The organism is Psychroserpens jangbogonensis (genome assembly GCF_000797465.1).
GTDB classification, from domain to species: Bacteria; Bacteroidota; Bacteroidia; order Flavobacteriales; family Flavobacteriaceae; genus Psychroserpens; species Psychroserpens jangbogonensis.
On record NZ_JSWG01000007.1, the window covers coordinates 20695 to 44656 of the forward strand.

Sequence of the window (23962 nt, forward strand, 5' to 3'; positions counted from 1 at the left end):
CCATGCCATTATCTTTTAAAAAATTCATTCCACATCTTTTAGTTTTAATTGGTTTTGTGGTTATTTCTTTAGCTTATTTTAGTCCTGTTTTACAAGGAAAGCAAATCTTTCAAAGTGATATCATGCACTATATTGGCATGTCTAAACAACAGAAAGATTTTAAAGTACAATCTGGCGAAGAAACGTATTGGACAAATAGTGCTTTTGGAGGTATGCCAACCTATCAATTAGGAGCAAAATACCCACATAACTACATTAAGAAATTAGATTTATCACTTCGATTTTTACCAAGACCAGCAGATTATCTATTTATTTATTTTTTAGGGTTTTATGTGCTTTTACTTGTATTAAAAGTTGAATATAAATTAGCAGCGCTTGGAGCCTTGGCTTTTGGATTTTCAACCTATCTCATTATTATTCTTGGTGTTGGTCATAATAGTAAAGCACATGCTATTGCATATATGCCATTAGTACTTGCTGGAATTGTACTCACATTCCGTAAAAAATACGTTTTAGGTTTCTTATTAACAACAGTTGCATTGGCTCTTGAAATCTGTGCGAATCATTTCCAAATGACGTATTATTTAATGTTGTTGGTTATTGTTTTAGGAATCGCATACCTTATTGATGCATATAGAAAACAGCTATTACCACATTTCTTTAAGACTGTTGGTATTTTGGTTGTTGCGGTGATACTTTCTGTTGCCTTAAATGCTACTAATGTGTTAGCAACTCAAGAATATGTAAAAGAAAGCACACGTGGTAAAAGCGAATTAACCATTAATCCTGATGGTTCTCCAAGGGAAGTGACTTCTGGTTTGAGTAAAGAATACATTACCGAATATAGTTACGGACTTAAAGAAACGTTTAACTTATTTATTCCTAGGTTTTTAGGAGGTGGTAGTGGAGAAGATGTTGGTAAGGATTCCGAGTTATATAAATTTTATACTAACATTGGTGCAAGTCCGATAGAAGCCCTAAATGAAGTAAAAAATTCGCCAACATATTGGGGAGATCAAACCATTGTTGAAGCTCCGGCTTACGTTGGAGCGGTAGTTCTGTTTTTGTTTGTTTTTGCATTATTCTTAGTAAAAGGCAGACTGAAATGGTGGCTAGTTGGAGGTAGTTTATTATCCTTGATTTTATCTTATGGAGATAGCGAACCATTTGCCTTTATAACCAACTTCTTTATTGATTATGTGCCGTTATATAACAAGTTTAGAGCAGTAAGTTCAATTCAGGTCGTTCTTGAATTATGTATTCCTGTTCTCGCTATTTTCGGATTATCACGATTGTTCAATCAGTATGAAAAGGATGAAGATAAACTGAAAGCCTTAAAATTTTCGGCATTAATAGCTGGAGGACTTGCTTTACTTTTCTTAGTATTTAAAGGGACTTTCGATTTTGTAGGTGCTAATGATGGTTATTACAGACAAACCTATGGTCAATATGGAGAAGCATTTGTTGATGCTTTACGAGAAGACCGAAAATCATTTTTTACACTAGATACGTTGCGTACGCTAGTTTTAGTGTTATTGTCAGCTGGAACGATTTTTATGTTCTTAAGAAAGAAGCTTTCAGAAACTATAGTAGTTGTTGTGTTTGCCGCTTTGATTTTATTTGATTTAGTTGGAGTTGATAGACGTTATGTAAATAATGATAACTTCGTTTCTGCAATAAAAGTTACTAAGCCATACCAAGCTAATGCGGCAGATCTACAAATTTTGAAAGACGATGGTCATTTTAGAGTTTTAGATATCTCTGAAGAAGGTAGTAGAGCTCCAGCAAAAGCAGCATACTTTCATAATTCATTAAATGGTTATCATGCGGCCAAATTGAAACGTTTTGATGAATTGTACGATTTTCATATTTCTCGAAACAATATGAATGTATTGAACATGCTTAATACAAAATTCATCATAGCTGAAGAAGAAGGTCAGGTCTTTCCATATGAAAATGAAGATGCTAATGGTAATGCTTGGTTCGTAAGCTCTTTAGAGAAGGTGAGTAGTGCTAATGAAGAAATTCAAAAGCTAGATAGTTTAAATACAAGCATTAAAGCGATTACAACATCTGAAGCCTTAAGTACAAAACAATTCATTGTTGATTCTACAGGCAGCATTAAACTGACAGAATACAAGCCAAATTATTTAAAATATATTTCATCTAATAATAGCGTAGGCTATGCTGTGTTTTCTGAAATGCATTATGGAAAAGGTTGGCAAGCTTATTTAGATGGAAAAGAAGTGCCACACCAACGTGTAAATTATGTATTAAGAGGATTAGAAATTCCTTCAGGAGAACATAATATTGAATTTAAGTTTGAACCACAAGTCGTAAAAACAGGAAGTAGCATTGCATTGGCAAGCTCTATACTTTTCGGATTGTTACTGCTAGGAGGATTGTTTGTAGAGTTTAAAAAGAAAACCAATGAAAGTGCATAAAAAAGCACTTATTATCACGTACTATTGGCCACCAGCTGGAGGCCCAGGAGTTCAGCGATGGTTGAAATTTGTAAAATATCTTCCAGAATTCGGTGTAGAGCCTATTGTATATTGTCCAGAAAACCCGAATTACCCAATTATTGATGAGAGCTTGTTAGATGAGATTTCTGAAGAGATTACCATTTTAAAACATACCATTAAAGAACCGTATGGCTTAGCCAATCTGTTGTCTAAAAAGAGTTCTAAGCAAATTAGTTCTGGTGTGATTCCGAAGCAGATGAAACAAACATTTATCCAGAAGTTATTGCTTTACATTCGTGGTAATTTCTTTATTCCTGATGCGCGAAAAAATTGGATAAAGCCTTCGGTATCGTTTCTTTCAGAATATATTTCAAAACACCAAATAGATACGATTATCACAACAGGACCACCACATAGTTTGCATCTCATCGGACTTCAGTTAAAGCAAAAATTAGATATCAAATGGTATGCAGATTTTAGAGATCCTTGGACAACTATAGGTTATCACAAACAATTAAAATTATCGAAGTCATCCGCAAAAAAACATAGAGAATTTGAGTCTCAAGTGCTTCAAACTGCAGATCAAATTATAGTTACTAGCGAAAACACTAAAAAGGAATTTGCAGCAAAAACGAAACAACCAATTACAGTGATTACTAATGGTTATGACGCACATCATATTGAACGACCAGAGAAGGATTCAAAATTCACTATTGCTCATATTGGCTCTTTATTATCTGAACGTAATCCAAAACAGTTGTGGGAAGCGTTAAGTGAGTTAGTAAAAGAAAACCAATCTTTTTCAGACGCATTTCAATTACAACTTATAGGAGTTGTTAGTGATGATATTATGGAAACTATTAACCAGTTTGGATTAGCTAACAATGTCAAAGCCCTAGGTTATGTGTCTCATGAAAATGCAATAAAAGCACAAATGAGTTCTAGGTTATTGTTGTTGGTTGAAATCGATTCCGAAGACACCAAAGTGATAATTCCTGGAAAATTGTTTGAATATATGGTTTCAGAAACCCCTATCATTGCTGTCGGTCCGAAAGACTCAGATGTAGAAGTGATTTTGAAGTCGACTAATACAGGTCAGTATTTTTACTATGATCAAAAGCAAATAATAAAATCTCAGATTTTATCGTACTTTGAGGCTTATAAAGCCAATTCATTGACGGTAAATGCAATTGGATTACAGCAATACAGTAGAAAAGCATTAACCAAGTCACTAGCCGATTTACTTAAGGATTAGCTTTAAAATTTCAGAATTTTAAATTTATGGGAATAGTCATTAACCAGTCGTTTAAAAACACAATTACTACCTATCTTGGTTTTGGGCTTGGTGCTATTAATACCTTATTCCTGTACACCGAGTTTATGAGCGACCAATACTATGGTTTGGTGGCTTATATCTTATCTACAGCAAATATTATGATGCCTTTAATGGCTTTTGGTGTTCATAATACAATGATCAAATATTATTCAACATTTAAAACCAAAAACTCACTTAATAGTTTTATGACATTGATGTTGTTTTTGCCATTAGCGTTGACAATTCCAATTGGTATTATTGGTTATTTAAGTTACGATTCTATTGCAAGTTGGTTATCGCAAAAAAACGGCATTGTTGAAGATTACCTTTGGTATATCCTTATTACGGCATTTGCAATGGCTTATTTTGAAGTCTTTTTTGCTTGGGTAAAAGTGCAAATGAAAACAGTGTTTGGAAACTTCATGAAAGAGGTCTTTCATAGAGTAGGTGTTATGATATTGTTATTTGCATTGTATTTTGAATGGATAGCTGTTGAACAATTCCTAATTGGCTTAGTTGGAGTTTATATACTAAGAATGATAGCAATGCTAGTAAATGCCTTTTATATTAGACTTCCTGTCTTTCGATTTAATAAAATTGATAGACTTAGTTCTATATTGAAATACTCTAGTCTAATAATTATTGCAGGTTCTATTGCAACTATGATATTAGACATAGATAAGTTTATGCTTAATAACTATATTGAAATTGAAAAAATAGCTTATTACAGTGTTGCTACATTTATAGCAACAGTTATTGCAGTGCCACAGAGAGCGATGCATCAAATCATGATGCCATTAACCGCTAAATTTATAAACGATAATAATAGAGAAGAACTCAATGACTTATATGAGCGTAGTTCCCTAACTTTATATATTATTAGTGGCTTTATTTTCTTATTAATCGTATTGAATATTAACGAGCTCTATAATATTATTCCCGAAGAGTTTTCTGGGGGAATTGTTGTTGTTTTCTTAATTAGTATTGCCAAACTCTATGATAATCTTTTAGGAAATAACAATGCTATTTTATTTAATAGTGATTACTATAGAATGGTCCTTGTGTTTGGTGTGATACTGGCTATTTGTGCCATTATACTCAATGTTATTTTGATTCCTTTGTATGGAATTAATGGTTCTGCATTAGCAACTTTAATAGCTGTTGTAGTATACAATACTATAAAAGTGGTATTTGTAAAAATGAAATTTGATATGTTGCCATTTACAACGCAGACTTTGAAGATTTCAGGTTTACTTATTCTTTGTGTTCTTACATTCTATTTTTGGGAATTCCCATTTAATGCATACATCAATATTTTATTGAAATCTTTACTAGTTGGAGTAGTGTATGGTCTTTTGGTGTATAAGCTTAATGTTTCTGAAGATATTTCGGAGATGTTTAATAAGTACCTAAAATTGAAAAAGTAGTTTAACTAACTTATATAAACGGGAAAATCCCATAAGGTGCTTTAAGGCATACTGCTTATGGGATGTTCCAACTAACCAACCAAAATTTTAATATTTTTAGAACTTATCTTGTTCTTTTTGTTTTTGAACTTGAGCGGTTTTGCGTAGTTCTTTTACTTGCTTTTTTAGCTTGAGAATTACTTCTATTTTGCTTAACAGCTTTCGATGTACTTACGCTTCGCTTGTTACTAGATATACGAGTATTAGATGTTTTTGGTTTTCTAATTGACGCATTTTTTTTAACCGTTCTAGTGTTTGCTTTATTATTAGACACAGAAGTATTGGTTCTGGTCACATTTTGTCTTGTATTTGTAGCACTTCTGTCATTTGTTCTTCTAGTTGTGGTAGATAAACTTCTAGTGTTTGTGCTTCTCGTATTGCCATTAGTAGATAAGCTACCAGTGTTATTATCTCGTCTTGTATTACTTGAGATGCTTCTATTATCGTTACTTCTTGTCCCATTGTTAATTGAAAGAGAACGTGTCGTGTTTCTTCCAGAAGTACTAGTTAACGCTCTATCATTATTTCTAGTAGAAGTACTTCTAACGGTTCTATCGTTACCTCTTGTAGTAGCTTCTTGACTATATCTTGTATTTACACTATTTCCTCTTCTGCCAGTTGTAGCAACTGTATTACGTCGACCATTAACTCTTACAAGTTGTCTGTAATTATCTCTATAAGGTCTGTAATATGTGTGTCTTACAGGTGTATAATACTGTCTGTATGGTCTAGCGTAAACAACGCAGTAATTTATTGGTGGAATAACGTAATAACTGTGCCATGGTCTAAACACATAAGCTCTGTTGTATACATTAATATATCCTGTGTAATGTGTATATAAATTATGACTATTATAATGAACATAAAGCCCTCCAACTCGAGCAATTCTCCCATAGTTATTATAATGAATGTTTATGTGACCAACTTGTGATACGCGTCCATAATAATCATAAAAGATAGCTGTGTTCTCTATTTGAAGAATAGCTCCAAAATCGTCATACTGAACATAAGGATTGTAATCATATCCAGAGTTGAAACTAATAGACACTCCTGGTGTGTTAACTCCTACGTTAACATTTGGACCATAATCTTGCATGTAAAAATCAAACTGACCATCAGGAAAGATTGAAAATTCAATACCGTTTTCAACAAATATGAAAGAATTACCATAACCTTTAACAAAGTTGTTTGATATGTTGTTGGTTGCGAAAACTGATGTTCCTCCGAGGAATAAAACAGTCATAAGTATAATTAATTTTTTCATAATTGTAAGGGTTTTTTGTTACAACTGATAATAAACAATTAGTGTGCCAGAAATTCTTATGACATTGTAAAATATTGAATATCAATATTATAAATAATAAATTAAAGATTAGTGTTCTGTTTTTATTATGAGAGAACTATTTGAATTCATTCGGAACTGTTAGACTATTATTTTATATATAAAAATCCCGAAGGCTTGGGGAAGCGCTTCGGGATTGATAACTCATGTTAGTATTTAGGGATGAGTTATGATCGTTTAAATTTTTTGTTTTTCTTCGTTTTTTTGATTTTACCATTCTTTCTGTAGTAGTAAAAACCCTCGTCATAATCATCTATATCATTTATAGTGGTAAAGTTATTGCCACCATGACCAGAACCAACACCACAGTTTAATTCTGCGTTATAATGGTTTACAATTCCTGAAGTATGAATTAATTCTCCCCTACGATTGTAATTAACTCGAAGTCCACCAACTTGTTTAAGTAGGCCATTTCCTCTTTGGTAACTCATATATACAGATCCAGCACGTTTAATTCTACCACTTCTATCATAGTTAATAAATACATTTCCGATTCTACGAACTTGTCCATTATTATCATGTGTAATAACCACACCTCTTGGTCTTGGGTTAGAATAGGGAACTCTACTTACTGCTCCAGGAGCTCCATAAGTTGAATTTACAGAGGTTCTTCGTGTATTCGATCTGTAATACACATTTGATGTATTGTTTGTAATTTCAGTATTGAAATCGAAACTTCCATCTGGAAAAATTAAAAATTCTACACCTCGTTCAATGAACACTATAGGTTCGGCAAAACGAAAGCGAGCACTATCAAAATCTTCCCCATTTGAAACAGCATGTCCTGCTGTTGTCGCTGTTGCTGATGTTAATCCTATTAACACCGCTGCAATAAAAAGTAATTGCTTTTTCATAATTATAGGTTTTTAGATTTTACCATCGTTTCCAACTCGTTTGGAAACTTTTAGGTCTACATTATTTGTTTGAATTATTTCAATATGCGTGCCAAAATTGTAAAACACTGAACATCAGCACTCTAAAAAAGTATTTTGATCCGGTTATAAGTTCTAAGAATAAACCAAACCTATTTACATCTAATTTTTTATTACATTTATATCACTAACCAATAGTTGATATGTCAGACCAACCATTAATCACTTCAAATGAGCCTTCAAATTGCCAAAATTGCGATTCTATTGTAGAAAAAGCGTTTGAATTTTGCCCACATTGTGGACAAAAGACTAACGATGACCTTACTATTAGTGTCTTATTTTATAACACGATTAGCAATTACTTTTCATTTGATGCTCGTTTTTTCAAAAGTTTTGTGCCTTTGATGTTTAGACCTGGATATTTAGCTGAAAAATTTTTAGAAGGCAAGCGATTATTGTATTTGCATCCTGCTCAGATGTACTTGTTCATTTCTGTGGTTTTCTTTTTTATCATTTCGTTTAGTACAAGAGAATTGGTGCAAGAAGCCAATAAAATGAATGAAAAAGTAGCAAAGTCAGAGTTTGTAAATAACGGAGTTGATGCTTCTAAACCTGCTTTAGATTCCATTCAAATGGAGAAGATATTGAGTCCGCTCAAGGATAATCAGCAAATTATGGGACTTAAAGATTCTGATATAAAATTAGCAGATTCCTTACTGAAAACTGAAGGTGTTATGCCAAAAAATGTAGGCACTTCATGGGATTTTGATAAAGAAAAAGTAGATTCGTTAGTTGCAGCTGGTGCAGAAAAAGATGTTATATATAAAGAAATGGGCATGTCTGATGATCCCAGTTTTTTTGAAAAACGCCTTTTTGCGAGAATGTTGAGTTTGGTTAAAGGGCAAGGCGCAGGCTCGATTGTTCAGGCCTTTTTTGATAGTATCCCAATTTCAATGTTTTTCTTACTTCCGTTTTTTGCTTTAATACTTAAGATTTTCTATTACAATAAAGGGAGGTATGTGTTTCATTTGGTTTTCAGTTTCTATTACTTTTCATTCATATTTACAGTATTTAGTATTCTTTTTGCTGTAAATAGATTTGTGTATGATATACCTGATTGGATAGATTGGTTGATTGCTTTTTCTACGTATTTGTATTTCTTATTTGCTTTAATACGCTTTTACAAACAGCATTGGTTCCTTACTTGGGTGAAAAGTAGTTTAATTAGTCTAGTGTTTTTTCTGTTAGTAATACCTACTGCTTTTGGTATACTGTTAGCATTTTCATTTTTCACGACCTAACTAAGTTTATCTTTTAAGAACTCACCAGTAATAGAGTTTTTGTTTTTAGCTATGTCTTCTGGAGTTCCTTGTGCAATTAATTGTCCACCACGCTCTCCACCTTCAGGGCCTAAATCAATTACATAATCTGCACATTTTATGAGATCTATATTGTGTTCAATAACAATGATTGAATGTCCTTTTTTGATTAATGCTTGAAACGACTTTAGCAATTTTTTGATATCATGAAAGTGTAAACCAGTTGTAGGCTCATCAAATATAAATAACGCGTTAACGCTTTTAGATCCTTTACCTAGGAAGGATGCCAATTTAATTCGTTGTGCCTCACCACCAGAAAGGGTAGAAGAACTCTGACCTAAAGTCACATAGCCTAAGCCAACATCTTGCAAAGGTTGTAATTTACCTTGAATTTTAGTCTGATCGTTTTCGGCAAAAAACGCAATAGCATCATCAATAGTAAGGTTTAGGATATCATCAATGGATTTGCCATTAAAAACAACTTCTAAGACCTCTTTCTTAAAACGCTTGCCATTACAGGTTTCACAGGTAAGATGTACATCTGCCATGAATTGCATTTCAATTGTAACTTGACCTTCACCTTTGCACGTTTCACATCGTCCACCATCAACATTAAAACTAAAATGTTTCGCTTGATAATTTCTGATTTTACTTAACTTTTGACTAGCATATAATGCTCTTATATCATCATAAGCTTTTATGTACGTAACAGGATTAGAACGTGATGATCGTCCAATAGGGTTTTGATCAACAAATTCAATGTGTTTTATATTACTAAAATTCCCTTTTAATTCCGTAAACTGTCCAGGTTTGTCTCCAAAATCGGTTAGCTTCTTCTGTAAAGCTGGAAATAATATTTTCTTAACCAATGTACTTTTTCCACTTCCAGAAACGCCTGTAATTACAGTTAACATTTCTAAAGGAAAAGTGACATCAATATTTTGAAGATTGTTTTCTCTAGCGCCTAAAACATCAACATGATATTTTGAAGACCTTCGCTTTTTTGGGACTTCAATTTCTAATTGACCGTTAAGGTATTTTGCGGTTAAAGATTCTGAAGCCAAAATATCTTTAAAGGTTCCTGTAGCAACAACTTCGCCACCAAACGTTCCTGCTTCTGGTCCAATATCAATAATTTCATCTGCAGCTTGCATAATATCTTCATCATGCTCAACCACAATAACAGTATTTCCTAAATCACGTAATTCTTGTAATACTTTAATTAGTTTTTGTGTGTCTTTCGGGTGCAAACCTATACTCGGTTCATCTAGAATATACATGGAACCAACTAAGCTACTTCCTAGAGAAGTTGCTAAATTAATACGCTGACTTTCACCACCAGATAAAGAATTTGATTTTCTATTTAAAGTTAAATAGTCTAATCCTACATTAGAAAGAAAAGATAGCCTATTAGATATTTCTTTTAGTAAGCGATTTGCAATTGTAGTATCATGGTCATTAAGCTCTACTTGTTTAAAGAAATTTACTAATTTATCTAAAGGCATTTCAACCAAATCAGTAATAGTAGTATTACCAATTTTGATATAGTTAGCTTCTGAACGAAGTCGTTTTCCATGACATACACTACATTTTGTTTTTCCTCTATAACGAGAAAGCATCACACGATTTTGAATCTTATATGCTTTAGATTCTAATTCAGAAAAGAAAGAATTTAAGCCTTCAAAATATTGGTTTCCATCCCAAACGAGTTGTTTTTGTTCTGGTGTTAACTCGAAATAAGGTTTGTGTATAGGGAAATCGAACTTATGTGAATTATTAACCAATTGATCTCTGTATGCGCTCATGCTTTCACCTCTCCAAGAAAAAATAGCATTGTCATAGATGGATAAACCAGTATTAGGAATGACTAAATCTTCATCAATACCAATAATATCTCCGTAACCTTCACATTTTGGACAAGCTCCATAAGGATTATTAAAACTAAAAAGATGCACATTTGGTTCTAAAAATGTCATCCCATCTAATTCAAACTTATTATTAAATTCAACTCGCTCTTGAGTAGAAAGTGTTTCAATAATGCAAGTACCTTTGCCTTCAAAGAATGAGGTTTCAATAGCATCAGCTAATCGATTATAAAAATCATCTTCATGTTTTACAACAATACGGTCAACAACTAGAAAGATGTCCTTTTTTAGTTTCTTTTCAACGGCCTCATCAATTCTTAAGACCTTTTCTTTATGTTGAATTCTAGCATAACCTTGCTGTTTCAAAACATTAAGTTTGTCTTCCATCGTTCGGCCTTCTTCCAGTATAATAGGAGAGAGGAGCAGTAATTTTTCACGATCATCAAACGATTTCACCAAATCTAAAACATCTTTAGTGCGATGTTTTTTTACTAAATCTCCAGAAACAGGAGAATATGTCTTTCCAATTCTTGCAAACAAAAGTTTTAAATAATCATATATTTCAGTAGATGTGCCAACTGTAGATCTTGGATTTGTAGAATTAACTTTTTGTTCAATGGCAATTGCTGGAGCAATGCCTTTTATAAAATCAACTTTTGGTTTATTAAGTCGCCCTAAAAACTGTCTTGCATAACTTGAAAGGCTTTCGACATAACGTCTTTGGCCTTCTGCATACAAGGTGTCGAATGCTAAACTAGACTTTCCAGAACCAGATAAACCGGTAATTACAACCAATTTTTGTCTTGGGATAACAACATCAATATTTTTTAGATTGTGCAATCTAGCACCTTTAATGATGATATTTTCTTTTGGATTAACGTCTAAAATGTTAGTATTCATAGGAGTTTGCGCAAATTAAGATGTGCAAAGATACTACAAGTATTTCATCAAATAAAATGGATTATTATAGATTAAAATGTTAAAGTTTGGTGCTTTTTTTTGGAATTTCGGAATGATTGTTGTTATATTTGGTTTCATAACACATTAAAACAGAGAAGCCTATTTCATAATATTACTTTATAAAGTTTAACCCCAAGCTAAGATTTATTCTTTGCAATAAAGTAATGATTATGAGACACGAACTTATCACGGACGCTGTTTTAGTTAGAAACTACATGGATGGAGATGAAAATGCTCTATCAGTTCTAATTCACAGACACAAACAAAGAATTTACAGTTTTATCTATTCGAAAGTTTTTGATAGAGACATTACTGAAGATATTTTTCAGGATGCTTTTATTAAGGTCATTAAGAATTTAAAACTGGGCAAGTACAATGAGGAAGGTAAATTTTTACCTTGGGTCATGCGTATTTCCCATAACCTTGTCATAGACCATTTTAGAAAAAACAATAGAATGCCAAAATTTGACAATTCTGGTGAGTTCAGTATTTTCTCTGTTCTTGGCGACAATGCTTTAAATGCAGAAAAGCAAATCATAAAAGATCAGGTAGAATGCGACTTACGTAGAATTATTGAAGAACTTCCAGAAGATCAAAAAGAGGTGTTAATGATGCGTATGTATAAGGATATGAGCTTTAAGGAGATTTCTGAAAGAACAGGAGTAAGTATCAATACTGCTTTAGGTAGAATGCGTTATGCGCTCATTAATTTAAGGAAGGTAATTGATAAAAATAATATCATTTTAACAAATTGATACAATAAGTAAAGTTTTCTTGCGTTTAAAGGATTATAATAAACTAAAAAACGTAAAATGGCAAAACTTTACTCAGAATGTCCCCAAAAAAAAGACAACCTTAACCCAAAAAAAGAAACAGTAGATTTTCTTTTAAATTATTCTAAGGCTTTAAGTGTTATTCATTATAATGATTTGAAGTTTGAAGCACTTCAAAACTAAATTTTGAAAAGTCCTGATTCGTTAGTCGTCAGGACTTTTTATTTTTATAGTATTCATTTAATACTGAAGTTCTACCAATAGTCTTGGTAATTATATCTTTTTCCATATCCCAACCTCTTGCAGGCGAATATTGTCGTCCGTACCAAATAATTTGAAGGTGCAGATCATTCCACAATTCTTCTGGAAATAATCGTTTAGCATCTTTTTCTGTTTGCACTACATTTTTTCCGTTAGTCAAATTCCATCGATACATTAATCTGTGAATATGGGTATCTACTGGAAATGCAGGAATACCAAATGCTTGAGATAATACCACTGCAGCAGTTTTATGTCCAACAGCAGGCAACTCTTCTAAGGCTTCGTAGGTTTTAGGAACTTCTCCATTGTGTTTATCTATTAATATATGAGATAAGCCAAAAATGCCTTTACTCTTCATTGGTGACAGACCAACAGGTTTGATAATCTCTCTTATTTCTTCAACAGAAAGCTTAATCATATCATAAGGGTTATCGGCTTTTGCAAAAAGAAGTGGTGTGATTTTATTCACACGAACATCTGTACTTTGAGCAGACATTAATACGGCAATTAATAAGGTGTAAGGATCTTTATGTTCTAGAGGTACTGGTATAGTTGGATATAATTCTTTTAACGTATTAATAACAAAATCCACCTTTTCTTGCTTGGTCATAAGTCGTATTTTTACAGAAACCAAAGTTAGCAATTATGACACAATTAAAAGCAGGAGATAATGCTCCAAATTTTTCGGCAAAAGATGAACAAGGAAACACGATTTCTTTGGCTGACTATAAAGGAAAAAAAATAGTTGTTTTCTTTTATCCTAAAGCCAGCACACCAGGTTGTACAGTTGAAGCATGTGATTTAAATGATAATTACGAGCGTTTTCAAGCACAAGGCTATGAAATTTTAGGAGTAAGTGCAGATAGTGCCAAAAGACAATCTAATTTTAAGAACAAATACGGTTTTCAATACCCATTATTAGCTGATGAAGATAAAGCTGTAATTGAGGCATTTGGAGTTTGGGGACCAAAAAAGTTTATGGGAAAAGAATATGATGGCATCCATAGAACAACATTTATTATTGATGAAAATGGCGTTATAGAAAATGTTATTTCAAAAGTAAAAACTAAAGATCATACAGCTCAGATTTTAACCGATTAGTATGCTCTTTAATTTAAGTGTTAAGCAATAAAAAAACCGCATGATATTCATGCGGTTTTTTTATATGATTATTTAAGACTTATTTAGTCTCCTAAATAAACTTGTTCAGTTTCACATCCAAAGAGGCTCTTTTCTTTTATTAATTTAGCAACTCCTTCAGGTAACATAGCTTCCCATTCGTCATTCCCATCGGCAATCATTTTTAAAACAGTTCTTGAGAAAATAGTTAAGATAGATTCATCAAAATCAGTAATATCAACTACTTTTCCGTTGTATTTAAAGAACTTATAGAGTTCTTTCATTCTTGGGTGTACTTTTAGGTTTTCACTTGTTGTTATGGTGTTATCATCATTTTGCATAGGATATAAGTAGACTCTTAAATCTTTGAAAAACAATTTCCCAAAGGCTTCTAAGATTCCTCCACTTAAATGACGATAATATTTCTCATCAAAAATATCAACGAGATTGTTAACTCCCATAGCTAATCCCATTCTAGCTTTTGTATATTGAGAGAAGTATTCAACAAGTTTATAATATTCTTGAAAATTAGAAATCAAAACTGTCTGACCAAGAGAACAAAGCAATTTAGCTCTATCCATAAAATCTTGTTCATCAATTTCACCTTCAGCTCTAAGGTTAGATAAAGTGACTTCAAAGATAACTTGTGTTTTCTCTACATCAACTTTATTTTCCTTAATAAACATGTCATAAGATTTCTTATACATGTCCATATTTACTTTAGTAACTGGTCTAAAACTACCACGTAGAGTTAAAATGTTTTTCTTGTATAGAACTTTAGCAGGTAATACATTGTTTCCATCAGGAGCAAACATGACAGCATCGGTCATTCCGTTTTTAACCAGTTGTAAACTCATTAAACGGTTATCTACATCTTTAAAAACAGGGCCAGCAAAATTGATTGTATCAATTTCGATTTGATCTTTATCTAAATGATCGTATAGGTAACGAAGTAATTTTTTTGGTTCATTGTATTTATAGAAAGCACCATAAATTAGATTGGTGCCCAAAATACCAAGTGTTTCCTGCTGTAATCTTGCATCTGTTTCTTTAAAACGTAAGTGTAATACAATCTCATTGTAGCCTTGATTAGCATCAACTTGATACTTAATTCCTACCCAACCATGTCCTTTATATTTTTTCGCAAAATCAATTGTTGCTACTGTATTTGCATAAGTAAAGAACATTTTATTTGGATGCTCTTCTCTGGAAAGTCGTTCTTCAACTAAGTTGATTTCATGATCTAGCATTTTACGCAAACGCGCTTCGGTAACATAACGCTTATCATTTTCAATACCATAAATGGCATCACTAAAGGCTTTGTCATAGGCTGACATTGCTTTTGCAATTGTACCAGAAGCTCCACCAGCTCTAAAGAACTGACGAACAGTTTCTTGACCTGCTCCGATTTCAGCAAATGTTCCGTAGATGTTCTCGTTTAGATTAATTCGTAAACATTTGGTCTGTAACGAAGGAATCTGATCAAACTCTCTATCTCCTTTTAAGGTTATCTCCATGTTTTAGTCTGGGTTTTGTCAACTTCACAAAGGTATTAAAATAGGAGGTATAACTAAAAAAATTAGTTTTATTTTTGCTTTAAATTAACTCACATTGAAAATTACGTTTTTAGGCACAGGTACTTCACAAGGAATTCCAGTTATTGGAAGTGATCATCCTGTGTGTTTAAGTATTAATCCTAAAGACAAAAGACTGAGAGTGTCAATCTTAGTCGAATGGAATGATTTTACTTATGTTGTAGATTGCGGACCAGATTTTAGACAGCAAATGCTTAAAGCTAATTGTAACAAAATTGATGGCATTGTTTTTACACATGAGCATGCTGATCATACTGCTGGATTAGATGATATACGGCCTTTTTACTTTAGACAAGGTGATATTCCGTTCTATGCACATAAACGTGTCTTAGAGCAATTGGAGAAGCGTTTTGAATACATCTTTACTACTAAAGATAAATATCCAGGTGTTCCTAGTGTCATTCAGAACGAAATTAAAAATGAGCCTTTCAAACTTGGTGATTTAGAAGTGATCCCAATTAATGGCTACCATCATAAATTGCAAGTCTTCGGATTTCGTTTTGAGGATTTTGCATATTTAACAGATATGAAAACTGTTGCAGATGAAGAAATTGAAAAATTGAAAGGAGTAAAAGTATTAGTGGTAAACGCACTAAGGGAAAAAGAACATTTATCACATTTTAATATTGCTGAAGCATTGGCATTCATTGAAAAAGTACAACCTGAAAAGGCTTATTTAACACATATTAGTCATTACTTAGGTTTTCATGACGAGACACAACAAAAACTGCCTAAAAACGTTTTTTTGGCATACGATAACTTACAATTAGAACTTTAAACACTGACTATGAAACAAAGATTTTTCATGTACCTATTCATTTTCACTTTATTATTAGTGATTTTTCAATTTGTAAACTCTAAAAATATTATTGAAGGCTATGATCAAAAGCTTACCAATTATGTAGAGGCAAATACAAAACTAAAAGATTCAATTAGAATCATGCAAGATGATATGGTTTCTGATTTGTATGTGTTCAAGTTTGATACCAATGAAGACGCTATGGTGTATTGGGAGGAGCAAGGCTATAGAATTTCGGAGTTTGTACCTTTCATAGAAGATGAGTTAATGAATCTCAATATTTATGATACCGAAGATCATCCTCTGGTGCCTTATGCTTCAATGTCAGGTCAAAAAATGTTAATTGATCAAATACGAATGCTAAATCATAAATGGATTATTGCCAGTTTTACAGATGGTAAATATTGGGGAGAAATGCTTTTGTCTTATGAGATAGAAACTATTGAAGGTCAAAAAGAACTTAAGTTTAAAATTATAGAATCGTCTTTATATAGACCTAGATAATCTTAATATAATAACTAATGAATCTAATCGTATTTGACATTGATGATACACTAACTAAAAGTGAATACCAACATCAATTTGCTTATGTAAATACGATGAAAGAATTCGGAATCTCAGCGATAAATCAAAATTGGAAGGACTATCTGCATCATACTGATAGCTATATTCTAAAAGAAAATTATGAAAATAATTTAGAAGACAATTTTGAGTTTTCATTTATCGATGATTTTGAAACACGAATGACTGAGTTAATTTTAGAATTAGATGCTGTTTCTGAAGTTCATGGAGCTCAAAATATAATAAATGATCTTAATAAAAATCCTAATTACGCATTGACATTCGCAACAGGATCATTGCTTAAGCCTGCTTTCGTAAAGCTAGATCAAGCAGGTATTAATTACAATAAAAGCCTTGTAATAGGTTCAAATAAAATCTTCGAGAGAGAAGGTATAGTTGCCGAAGCCATTCAAAAGGCTAAGGCTTTTTATAAAGTCGACACGTTTGATAATATTATTTCTGTTGGCGATGGTCTTTGGGATTTAATAACGGCTAGGAATCTTGATGTTCACTTTATTGGAATTGGAATGAAAAACTATCAAGATTTTAAGAAAGAACATATTAAACTCCACATTAAAGACTGGAATAATTTCAATTTAAAGGATGCTGAAGATGTGTTTTTTAGAAATTAAAAAAATCTAAATTCTCTTTTCTAACCAACTTCGAAGTTCATAAAAATTTTGAGGTGCAACACCATGGCCAACTGGAAATTCCGAATAGGTATTCTTGATATTTAGAGTATTCAAAAATTCAGGAGTTTTTCTGGCCCAATCTACAGGAATGACTTGGTCTACACTTCCGTGTGAACAATAAAAATCTAAATGAGGATAGTCTTTAGATACTAAATCATCATTTAGCATATCTTCACTTACATAGCCACTTAAAGCAATAATGTTTTTTACTTTTTCAGGATAGGTTAGTGCTACGGCATAACTCAAAATTGTACCTTGACTAAAGCCTAAAAGCGTAACATTATTTGCGTTAACGGGATATTTAGCACAAGCTTCATCAATAAAGTTTGAAATCTTATCACGAGAATCAATGGCTTGTTCTACATCGTTCCATTTGTTCTGATTGGCATCAAAATTAATAGCATACCAAGCGTTTCCATAAGGCTGCATAGGATAAGGAGCTCTGACAGAAATAATAAATAGCTCTTCAGGTAATTCTTGAGCAAATGAAAATAAATCATTTTCATCACTTCCATAACCATGAAACATAATAAGTAATGGCGCATTTTCTTTTAAAGAAGACGGTCTAGTAATGTGGTGTAAAGATAAACTCATGATTTATTGTCCGATTGAAGCAAATAATTTCTGAAAGAAAGGACCTAAAAGTGGGACTTCATTCATTTTTTTACCTATTGCACCAAAAATGCCATAAATAAATAAAACAATAAAGAAAATCCAAAAGGATGTAGAAATCATCCAGCTATCAAAAGCGCCAATGAAGTAACCTAAAACCATTTGAAGTAACCATAATCCTAATGCTTGTCTGATGTGAAATGATACTAGTGGGTTTCTTTTTTCACGATTCATAAAGAACGCAATTAATGTTCCTATGAGAGTTATGTAGGCTACAATAGCCAAATTATCATTATTGCTGTTTGATGTGTTTTCCATGGTTTGTTGTTATTTTGATATTATCTTTTTATTGTTAGCGATAATACCATAAACTATTCCTTGTAGTTCTTTGTTCTCGAACATTGAATTTTTTGATCGTGAAATCATTTGTTCTCTAGAAAAGATAGAATTCTCATTTGGATTAAATAATGACAAGTCCGCTTTATTACCAATAGTAATAGGAGAGGATTCGATTCCAAAACGTTGTTTGCCTTTGGTTAGTAATTCGATAGTCTTTTTAATTGTAAACACTGAATTCAAGGCTCCAAAAGCACTTTCTAATCCGATAGTTCCATATTTGGCAAAATCAAATTCAATCTTTTTGTCTTCAATATCTATAGGGTTGTGGTCACTAGTAACCATATCTATAGTTCCATCTTTTAAGCCTTCAATTAATGCGTCAACATCTTTTTGCGTTCTTAATGGAGGTAATACCTTAAAATTGGTATCAAAAGTGACAAGCTCTTTATCAGTAAAGATTAAATTGTGAATCGCTACACTGCACGTCACGTTTAGTTTGTTTTGTTTTGCAGCTCTAATCAATTCTACTGCCTTTGCAGTAGATATTGTTGGTATATGAAGTTTGCCTTCTGTGTATTCTAAAATGAATAAATCCCTTGCTATTTGCAATTCTTCTGCTAGTGAAGGATTTCCTTTTAATCCGAGAGAAGTACTTGTTACATTTTCGTTCATCACACCTAATCCGCTAATTTCAGATTCTTGTGGAAATGAGCAAACCAATCCTTCAAAATTACTAGCATATTGCAACGCTAGTTTCATCAAGTTAGGATTGTCAATTGGATGTTGATAGTCATAAAAAGCAACTGCTCCAGCATTTTTCATATCGAACAACTCAGCAAGATCTTTTCCTTCACTATTGCGAGTTAAGGCTCCAATTGGATAAAGATTAGTTGCATGTTTTCCTGCTTTTAATTTTAGAAAAGAGATATTTGCATTTGAATCAATTACTGGATATGTATTTGCATTTACTGCAACAGAGGTGAATCCAGAATGCGCTGCGGTTTTGAGTCCGTTTTCAATCGTCTCACGCTCTTCGTAACCTGGTTCTCCAAAACTCACGCTACTATCAAACCAACCTTGTGATACATGAAGGTTATCAAGTTTAATTTCTTTGTAGTTTTTAGGATTTGAAATGCGTTTTGAAATATTGGTAATGACACCTTTTTCGATTAAGATATCAACCGTTTCATTGTGAAAATCGCTTTTAGGGTCAACTATAGTGGCAGATTTTACAAGTGCGTTCATTTCAGGAATTTTAAGATGAGCATTTCAATAATTATAAAAGCTAGTGCAAAAATAACAAACCATTTCCATAGCTCGTTAACATTAGTTGCACTTTTTATATCATTTATTGTAGTTGTAATCGATTCGCTTACGGTTGCATTTTCTATGTTAGTCAAATCGAAGTAAGCAAGATTGCTTTCTTTGCGACTAAAATTAAAGCTCAAGTTTTTTAAGAAAGTCTCTTTATTTTGAACAGCAATAATTCCAGATGAATTTGGATAATCACTAGTTTTTAAAGCTACTTTATTGGTGTAAGTCTGTTGCAGTGGAATAACCGAGTTTTCGCCATTCACTAAAGTTAAAATATCATCTTGTTGCAGTTCGGTTGCTATATCAATACTATTTTCCTCTCCTAAATTATAATAAAGTTTAGGCACTTTTAAGCTTTGTTTTCCTATGTTGTATAGAACAGGAACTATTAGTGGTGAATTTTTAAAATTGGAATTCTCTGTATTTAGTGCTGCAGAAAAATGATAGACGTTTTCTGATTGAGATAGGAACGAAGAGCCATCTTCAAAACTCAAAATTGAAGTCCCAGAATTAGAAGCATAATTGTAATATGAATTTACTTTTGGATACTGGAAATTTCGAATTTGTTTATCAAAAACATTGGTTAATAACGGGTGAGAAAAATTTATGGTTGTCACTCTTTTTTCTTGCGGATTAATAGAATCAAATCTTGATAAATTATAATTAGTAAATAATTGATTATAAGTATTCAATCGTATATCATTTGAAGGGATTATTAATACATATCCACCATTGTCTGTAAATGCTTTTAAAGCTGTTGTTAATGATAATGGAATCTCTTTTAATTCATTTAAAACAATTAAGTTCTGATCATCAAGACGGTTGTAGTTTAGCGCATTAAATGGAGTTGAACTATAGTCGAATTCATCACTTGTATAAATCTTTTTTAAGAACGTATCGTCTGCTTCATTAATAGATAAAACTTTAATAGATTCACGCTGATCAATATTAAAGTATAGTTCATTATCATATTGAAGATTGGCATCTTCAATGGTGATTTTTCCATTAAATACCGTATTTGAAGGGATTGTAAAAATAGTACTGGACTCACCTTCAATATCAACGGCACTTTTTGCTATTAGCTTATCATCATTAAATAAGGATACTGGCAAAGTTTCAATAGGTTCGCCTTGGTTTCTAAGTTTAACCGTTAGTTCTAAGTTCTCTACAGTAGATTTTGAAATGTAAAGACTATCTATTGTAATATTAGATGCACTACTTGGTTTTAACTGAACTAACGTTATATTGGTTGTGCTGTCTTTGGCAATTGAAAGGATGTTATCTTTTTGTTGAAAATCTGAAATTAACACCAAGTTTTTAATAGAGCCTTCATCTTTAGAAAATACATTTTTGCCCTTCAAAAGAACGGCGTCATAACCTAACTGACTAGGAGAATGCTTTAATTGTATCAAATCATTCTTAATGGCTTTAATACTTGTATTGTAATAGTTAGCATCATTAGTGAATAAAGAAATACTTTCGTTTTCATCTATATTTTCAATGATGTCTTGAATAGATCTATTGAGTAACGTGCCGTTAAGACCTTGCGCTTGCATGCTAAATGAGTTATCTAGGTAAATAACTGTTTCGCTTTTAGTATTGAAGCTGTCTGAGTTTGAAATATAAGGTTGTGCAAAAGCAATGATAACACAAGCGAGTAGCAGCATACGTGTCAAAAGCGTTAACCATTTTTTTAGTTGTGAGCTTTTACGAGTTTGAATTGTAAGTTCTTTTAAAAACTGAACGTTGGTAAAAGGGACCTTTTGAAACTTTCGAAGTTGAAATAGGTGAATAATTATAGGAATGATGAGCAGTAGTAAAGCGTAGAGAATTTCTGGATGTTTAAACTGCATTCCTAGGTTGTAATTTTTTTAAAATTGTTTTAATGCTCAAATATAGAAAATGATAAGGGATTTGTGGCTTTAGCTTTTGAGAAAATTAACGTTTTAACGTGAAATGACCAGTAAAGGTTCTTCCATTAATAAGAGTTGCTATAAACCAATAGTCAGAAGTAGGTAATGGTTGACCATTAAGTGTTCCGTCCCAACCTGGACTTAAATGGTTGAGTTGGGTAATTAATTTTCCGTAGCGATTAAATATTTTGACATCTATACCTTGGTTAAAATCAGCATTTACACCGTAAACATGCCATCTTTCATGAACAGTATCTCCATTGGGCGTAAAGAATTTTGGAAAACCTATGACAGAAATTGTTTGTTCAATAATTCCACAGCCATTTAAATCTCTAACAAAAACAGTATGAAATCCAGGAGGAACATTGGTAAATATATTACTCTCTTGGAAAATCGTTCCAAATTCTTCTAAAGCGAACTCATATACACCTTCACCAGAAACGACAACAGTTATTGTATTATTACTTGTGCCTTCCTGAATGATTATATCTTCAATTGTTGCAATATTTGAAGGGTTAACAGTTATAGTTCTACTAGAAGAACAACCGTTTGGATCAGTGACTATAACCGTATAAACTCCAGGTTCATTAATATCATTAAACGACGTGTTTACTGGAGTTGTAACACCATTTAGTTGCCATTCGTAATAATAGTTACTAGGTGAATCATTGAGAACTCCACCAAATAATGTGATGGTTTCTGGAATTGAGTTTAAACAGTATATAAGTTGTTCGTCATCTGTGAGCACTGGAGTATACAATACTTCAAGTTGAGCAGTTGAAATAGAAAAACATTGATTGTTATTTTCAACTTTCACATAAATGAATTGGCTATCCGGAATTATATTTTGATAAATGACACTTAAAGCATTACTTTCTTGAAAGGCATCACTTTCAGTTTCATAGAATGTGACATTCGATCCAACAGGAATTTGAGTTTGAATGGCATCTATAATTTGATTTAAATCAAAATTAGCAAAACCATCAGTAACTTCACCATCACAGGATTCAAGGGCTGGAATGTTTAAAATGTTATTTGATATTTGTAGTTCTATTTCAGCAACAACAAAGCAATTTGCTTGGTTTTCAACTCGTGCATAAATGGTTTGAAACGGAGTAGTGTTTTCAAAATTATTTGGATTAGCAATAGCATTTATGTTTTGAAGCGCATCATTTTCAGTTAAGAAAAAGTCTTCAATAAAAATAGAATTGTCATTATTAGTGACACTACTTTCAATATCATAAAGGTTGTATAACGTTAATCCATCTTGATTCTCATCACATTCCACTAAAACCGAATCAAAAGCAATAGGCTTGTCTGCATATTCGATAACAACTTCACCATATGAAATACAGTTGTTGACTAACATGACTTCAATATTATAGGTTCCTGAGTCAGTAACTGTGTACGTTGCGTTGGTTTCAGAAATTAATTCTACATCATCTTTAAACCATTTAAAGCTATTACTGTTAGCCTGAGAAGCATCTAGGACTAAAGTTTCGTCTTCACACAATCCATTTTGGGTTGCTAATAAACGATTTGGACCTAAATTTGTTGAAAGTTGGAAACTTCCAGCTTCTAAAAAAACAGCAGAATCATATCTATAATTTTGCTCATCAGCAATTACTAGCTTAACACGATAGGTTTGATTTGGAATTACGTCAGCGGTTGCGGTGAGAACCTTTGTTTGTCCGTTAAAATTTATAGGAGCATTACTGCTATTCCAGCTTTCAAAGTAAAACTCATTTTCAGCATCACAGCCATTAGGGATTTGAGGATGTACTGTCGTTACCTTAACTGGTGTTTGCGTATTTGGAACTAATGCGATATTAGTGAATTGTTGTTCTCCGATTGGTCTAATTAAAAATCCGAATAAATCTGAATACTGACAAGTACTTGAACTGCCTTCTTGGTATTCTTCGGAAGCAAATAAATATCTAAAACTCACTTGTGAAGCTATAGATGTAAAATCGAACTCAAGTATAGTCGCATTGATTGTATTTGATTCGTTAAGAGCAAATTCTAAATCTGAATCACCACTCCATCCTGGAGCATCATCATCACTTATAGATGTGTTTGGTCCAGGTACATTAGATAAACGGCCAGTACTTAAAACAATTCCACTTTGAAAAGGGAAAGTCGATCCTGCAGCATCAAAATACCCAAAACTTTGATCAGTATTATTAAAATCACCTCCAACAACATTGGTAACAACTACGTTTTCAATACAGTCACTATCAATAAGTATGTCTTCAATTAGTTGTTGCGCAGTGTAGGTCTGACTGTCTACTTGAATGTTTTGTCCAAGCGAAGTCAAACTTACAAGAAAACAAGTAAGTAATAATATACGATACATTAGCAATTTTTCCGATAGCAAAGA

20 protein-coding genes are annotated in these 23962 nt (G+C 32.5%); 10 read left to right on the top strand and 10 right to left on the bottom strand.

All coding sequences use genetic code 11. From position 1 onward, the window contains the following. Positions 1-2 precede the first annotated feature (2 nt). The 3 genes from RH81_RS05425 to RH81_RS05435 are packed head-to-tail and all read left to right on the top strand — an operon-like array spanning position 3 to position 5207. A complete protein-coding gene (locus RH81_RS05425; protein ID WP_033958822.1) occupies positions 3-2444 on the top strand; it encodes a YfhO family protein in 2442 nt (813 codons plus the stop codon). After that, positions 2431-3720 carry a glycosyltransferase family 4 protein gene (locus RH81_RS05430; protein ID WP_033958824.1) on the top strand — a complete coding sequence of 430 codons (1290 nt, stop codon included), beginning with the start codon at positions 2431-2433 and terminating at the stop codon, positions 3718-3720. The genes RH81_RS05425 and RH81_RS05430 overlap by 14 nt, the downstream gene beginning before the upstream one ends. Before the next feature lie 26 nt (positions 3721-3746). Continuing rightward, positions 3747-5207, top strand: a complete 1461-nt coding sequence (locus RH81_RS05435; protein ID WP_033958825.1) for a polysaccharide biosynthesis C-terminal domain-containing protein — start codon at positions 3747-3749, stop codon at positions 5205-5207. A 103-nt stretch (positions 5208-5310) separates the two neighbouring features. Here the strand turns inward: RH81_RS05435 and RH81_RS05440 are convergent, their stop codons facing one another. Both RH81_RS05440 and RH81_RS05445 read right to left on the bottom strand, forming a co-directional pair. Next, positions 5311-6510 (bottom strand): hypothetical protein, encoded by a 1200-nt coding sequence (locus RH81_RS05440; protein WP_033958826.1) that lies wholly within the window; start codon positions 6508-6510, stop codon positions 5311-5313. A gap of 245 nt (positions 6511-6755) precedes the next feature. Further along, the gene (locus RH81_RS05445; RefSeq protein ID WP_033958827.1) at positions 6756-7442 is read right to left on the bottom strand and encodes a hypothetical protein; all 687 of its coding nucleotides are present in this window, start codon (positions 7440-7442) and stop codon (positions 6756-6758) included. A 221-nt stretch (positions 7443-7663) separates the two neighbouring features. Between RH81_RS05445 and RH81_RS05450 the strand changes: the two genes are divergently transcribed. Continuing rightward, on the top strand, positions 7664-8761 hold the full coding sequence (locus RH81_RS05450; RefSeq protein ID WP_052172430.1) for a DUF3667 domain-containing protein: 1098 nt from the start codon (positions 7664-7666) through the stop codon (positions 8759-8761). On the opposite strand, the gene uvrA is transcribed toward RH81_RS05450, so the two are convergent. Then, positions 8758-11544 (bottom strand): excinuclease ABC subunit UvrA, encoded by a 2787-nt coding sequence (gene uvrA / locus RH81_RS05455; protein ID WP_033958832.1) that lies wholly within the window; start codon positions 11542-11544, stop codon positions 8758-8760. The genes RH81_RS05450 and uvrA overlap by 4 nt on opposite strands. Before the next feature lie 230 nt (positions 11545-11774). On the opposite strand from uvrA, the gene RH81_RS05460 reads away from it, so the two are divergent. Beyond that, positions 11775-12359 carry an RNA polymerase sigma factor gene (locus RH81_RS05460; protein ID WP_033958835.1) on the top strand — a complete coding sequence of 195 codons (585 nt, stop codon included), beginning with the start codon at positions 11775-11777 and terminating at the stop codon, positions 12357-12359. A gap of 57 nt (positions 12360-12416) precedes the next feature. Further along, a complete protein-coding gene (locus RH81_RS17125; RefSeq protein ID WP_173424366.1) occupies positions 12417-12560 on the top strand; it encodes a hypothetical protein in 144 nt (47 codons plus the stop codon). 28 nt (positions 12561-12588) lie between these two features. On the opposite strand, the gene RH81_RS05465 is transcribed toward RH81_RS17125, so the two are convergent. Next, positions 12589-13248 (bottom strand): endonuclease III domain-containing protein, encoded by a 660-nt coding sequence (locus RH81_RS05465; RefSeq protein ID WP_033958836.1) that lies wholly within the window; start codon positions 13246-13248, stop codon positions 12589-12591. Positions 13249-13283: 35 nt separating this feature from the next. Here RH81_RS05465 and bcp point away from each other — a divergent pair, with 35 nt between their 5' ends. After that, positions 13284-13739 (top strand): thioredoxin-dependent thiol peroxidase, encoded by a 456-nt coding sequence (gene bcp, locus RH81_RS05470; RefSeq protein ID WP_033958837.1) that lies wholly within the window; start codon positions 13284-13286, stop codon positions 13737-13739. Between the two features lie 83 nt (positions 13740-13822). Here the strand turns inward: bcp and RH81_RS05475 are convergent, their stop codons facing one another. Continuing rightward, positions 13823-15274, bottom strand: coding sequence for a hypothetical protein (locus RH81_RS05475; protein ID WP_033958840.1), 1452 nt, complete (start codon positions 15272-15274; stop codon positions 13823-13825). 94 nt (positions 15275-15368) lie between these two features. On the opposite strand from RH81_RS05475, the gene RH81_RS05480 reads away from it, so the two are divergent. Genes RH81_RS05480 through RH81_RS05490 form a run of 3 tightly spaced genes read left to right on the top strand, consistent with a single transcriptional unit; the run spans position 15369 to position 17344 of the window. Then, positions 15369-16130, top strand: coding sequence for an MBL fold metallo-hydrolase (locus RH81_RS05480; protein ID WP_033958841.1), 762 nt, complete (start codon positions 15369-15371; stop codon positions 16128-16130). A gap of 9 nt (positions 16131-16139) precedes the next feature. Beyond that, entirely contained in the window at positions 16140-16655 is a 516-nt protein-coding gene (locus tag RH81_RS05485) for a hydrolase (RefSeq protein ID WP_241478960.1), read from the top strand. A 17-nt stretch (positions 16656-16672) separates the two neighbouring features. After that, entirely contained in the window at positions 16673-17344 is a 672-nt protein-coding gene (locus tag RH81_RS05490) for an HAD family hydrolase (protein WP_033958843.1), read from the top strand. Between the two features lie 6 nt (positions 17345-17350). Here the strand turns inward: RH81_RS05490 and RH81_RS05495 are convergent, their stop codons facing one another. From RH81_RS05495 to RH81_RS05515, 5 genes are all read right to left on the bottom strand, one after another. Beyond that, complete coding sequence (locus tag RH81_RS05495; RefSeq protein WP_033958846.1) at positions 17351-17998, bottom strand: alpha/beta hydrolase; 648 nt, start codon at positions 17996-17998, stop codon at positions 17351-17353. A 3-nt stretch (positions 17999-18001) separates the two neighbouring features. After that, positions 18002-18334 carry a membrane protein gene (locus tag RH81_RS05500; protein ID WP_033958849.1) on the bottom strand — a complete coding sequence of 111 codons (333 nt, stop codon included), beginning with the start codon at positions 18332-18334 and terminating at the stop codon, positions 18002-18004. A gap of 9 nt (positions 18335-18343) precedes the next feature. Then, the gene (locus tag RH81_RS05505) at positions 18344-19600 is read right to left on the bottom strand and encodes a dihydroorotase (protein ID WP_033958850.1); all 1257 of its coding nucleotides are present in this window, start codon (positions 19598-19600) and stop codon (positions 18344-18346) included. Beyond that, positions 19597-21522: a BatA domain-containing protein gene (locus tag RH81_RS05510; RefSeq protein WP_033958851.1), complete on the bottom strand. Its 1926-nt coding sequence runs from the start codon at positions 21520-21522 to the stop codon at positions 19597-19599. The genes RH81_RS05505 and RH81_RS05510 overlap by 4 nt, the downstream gene beginning before the upstream one ends. Before the next feature lie 85 nt (positions 21523-21607). Continuing rightward, on the bottom strand, positions 21608-23938 hold the full coding sequence (locus tag RH81_RS05515; RefSeq protein ID WP_033958853.1) for a T9SS type B sorting domain-containing protein: 2331 nt from the start codon (positions 23936-23938) through the stop codon (positions 21608-21610). Positions 23939-23962 lie beyond the last annotated feature (24 nt).

Excerpts from the sequence above, each read along its gene's own strand:
- uvrA (WP_033958832.1), bottom strand. The coding sequence starts at position 11,544 with ATGAATACTAACATTTTAGACGTTAATCCAAAAGAAAATATCATCATT.
- RH81_RS05495 (WP_033958846.1), bottom strand. The coding sequence starts at position 17,998 with ATGAGTTTATCTTTACACCACATTACTAGACCGTCTTCTTTAAAAGAA.
- RH81_RS05435 (WP_033958825.1), top strand. The coding sequence starts at position 3,747 with ATGGGAATAGTCATTAACCAGTCGTTTAAAAACACAATTACTACCTAT.
- RH81_RS05425 (WP_033958822.1), top strand. The coding sequence starts at position 3 with ATGCCATTATCTTTTAAAAAATTCATTCCACATCTTTTAGTTTTAATT.
- RH81_RS05450 (WP_052172430.1), top strand. The coding sequence starts at position 7,664 with ATGTCAGACCAACCATTAATCACTTCAAATGAGCCTTCAAATTGCCAA.
- RH81_RS05515 (WP_033958853.1), bottom strand. The coding sequence starts at position 23,938 with ATGTATCGTATATTATTACTTACTTGTTTTCTTGTAAGTTTGACTTCG.
- RH81_RS05460 (WP_033958835.1), top strand. The coding sequence starts at position 11,775 with ATGAGACACGAACTTATCACGGACGCTGTTTTAGTTAGAAACTACATG.
- RH81_RS05485 (WP_241478960.1), top strand. The coding sequence starts at position 16,140 with ATGAAACAAAGATTTTTCATGTACCTATTCATTTTCACTTTATTATTA.
- RH81_RS05500 (WP_033958849.1), bottom strand. The coding sequence starts at position 18,334 with ATGGAAAACACATCAAACAGCAATAATGATAATTTGGCTATTGTAGCC.
- RH81_RS05440 (WP_033958826.1), bottom strand. The coding sequence starts at position 6,510 with ATGAAAAAATTAATTATACTTATGACTGTTTTATTCCTCGGAGGAACA.
- bcp (WP_033958837.1), top strand. The coding sequence starts at position 13,284 with ATGACACAATTAAAAGCAGGAGATAATGCTCCAAATTTTTCGGCAAAA.
- RH81_RS05430 (WP_033958824.1), top strand. The coding sequence starts at position 2,431 with ATGAAAGTGCATAAAAAAGCACTTATTATCACGTACTATTGGCCACCA.
- RH81_RS05510 (WP_033958851.1), bottom strand. The coding sequence starts at position 21,522 with ATGCAGTTTAAACATCCAGAAATTCTCTACGCTTTACTACTGCTCATC.
- RH81_RS05475 (WP_033958840.1), bottom strand. The coding sequence starts at position 15,274 with ATGGAGATAACCTTAAAAGGAGATAGAGAGTTTGATCAGATTCCTTCG.
- RH81_RS05490 (WP_033958843.1), top strand. The coding sequence starts at position 16,673 with ATGAATCTAATCGTATTTGACATTGATGATACACTAACTAAAAGTGAA.
- RH81_RS17125 (WP_173424366.1), top strand. The coding sequence starts at position 12,417 with ATGGCAAAACTTTACTCAGAATGTCCCCAAAAAAAAGACAACCTTAAC.
- RH81_RS05445 (WP_033958827.1), bottom strand. The coding sequence starts at position 7,442 with ATGAAAAAGCAATTACTTTTTATTGCAGCGGTGTTAATAGGATTAACA.
- RH81_RS05465 (WP_033958836.1), bottom strand. The coding sequence starts at position 13,248 with ATGACCAAGCAAGAAAAGGTGGATTTTGTTATTAATACGTTAAAAGAA.
- RH81_RS05505 (WP_033958850.1), bottom strand. The coding sequence starts at position 19,600 with ATGAACGCACTTGTAAAATCTGCCACTATAGTTGACCCTAAAAGCGAT.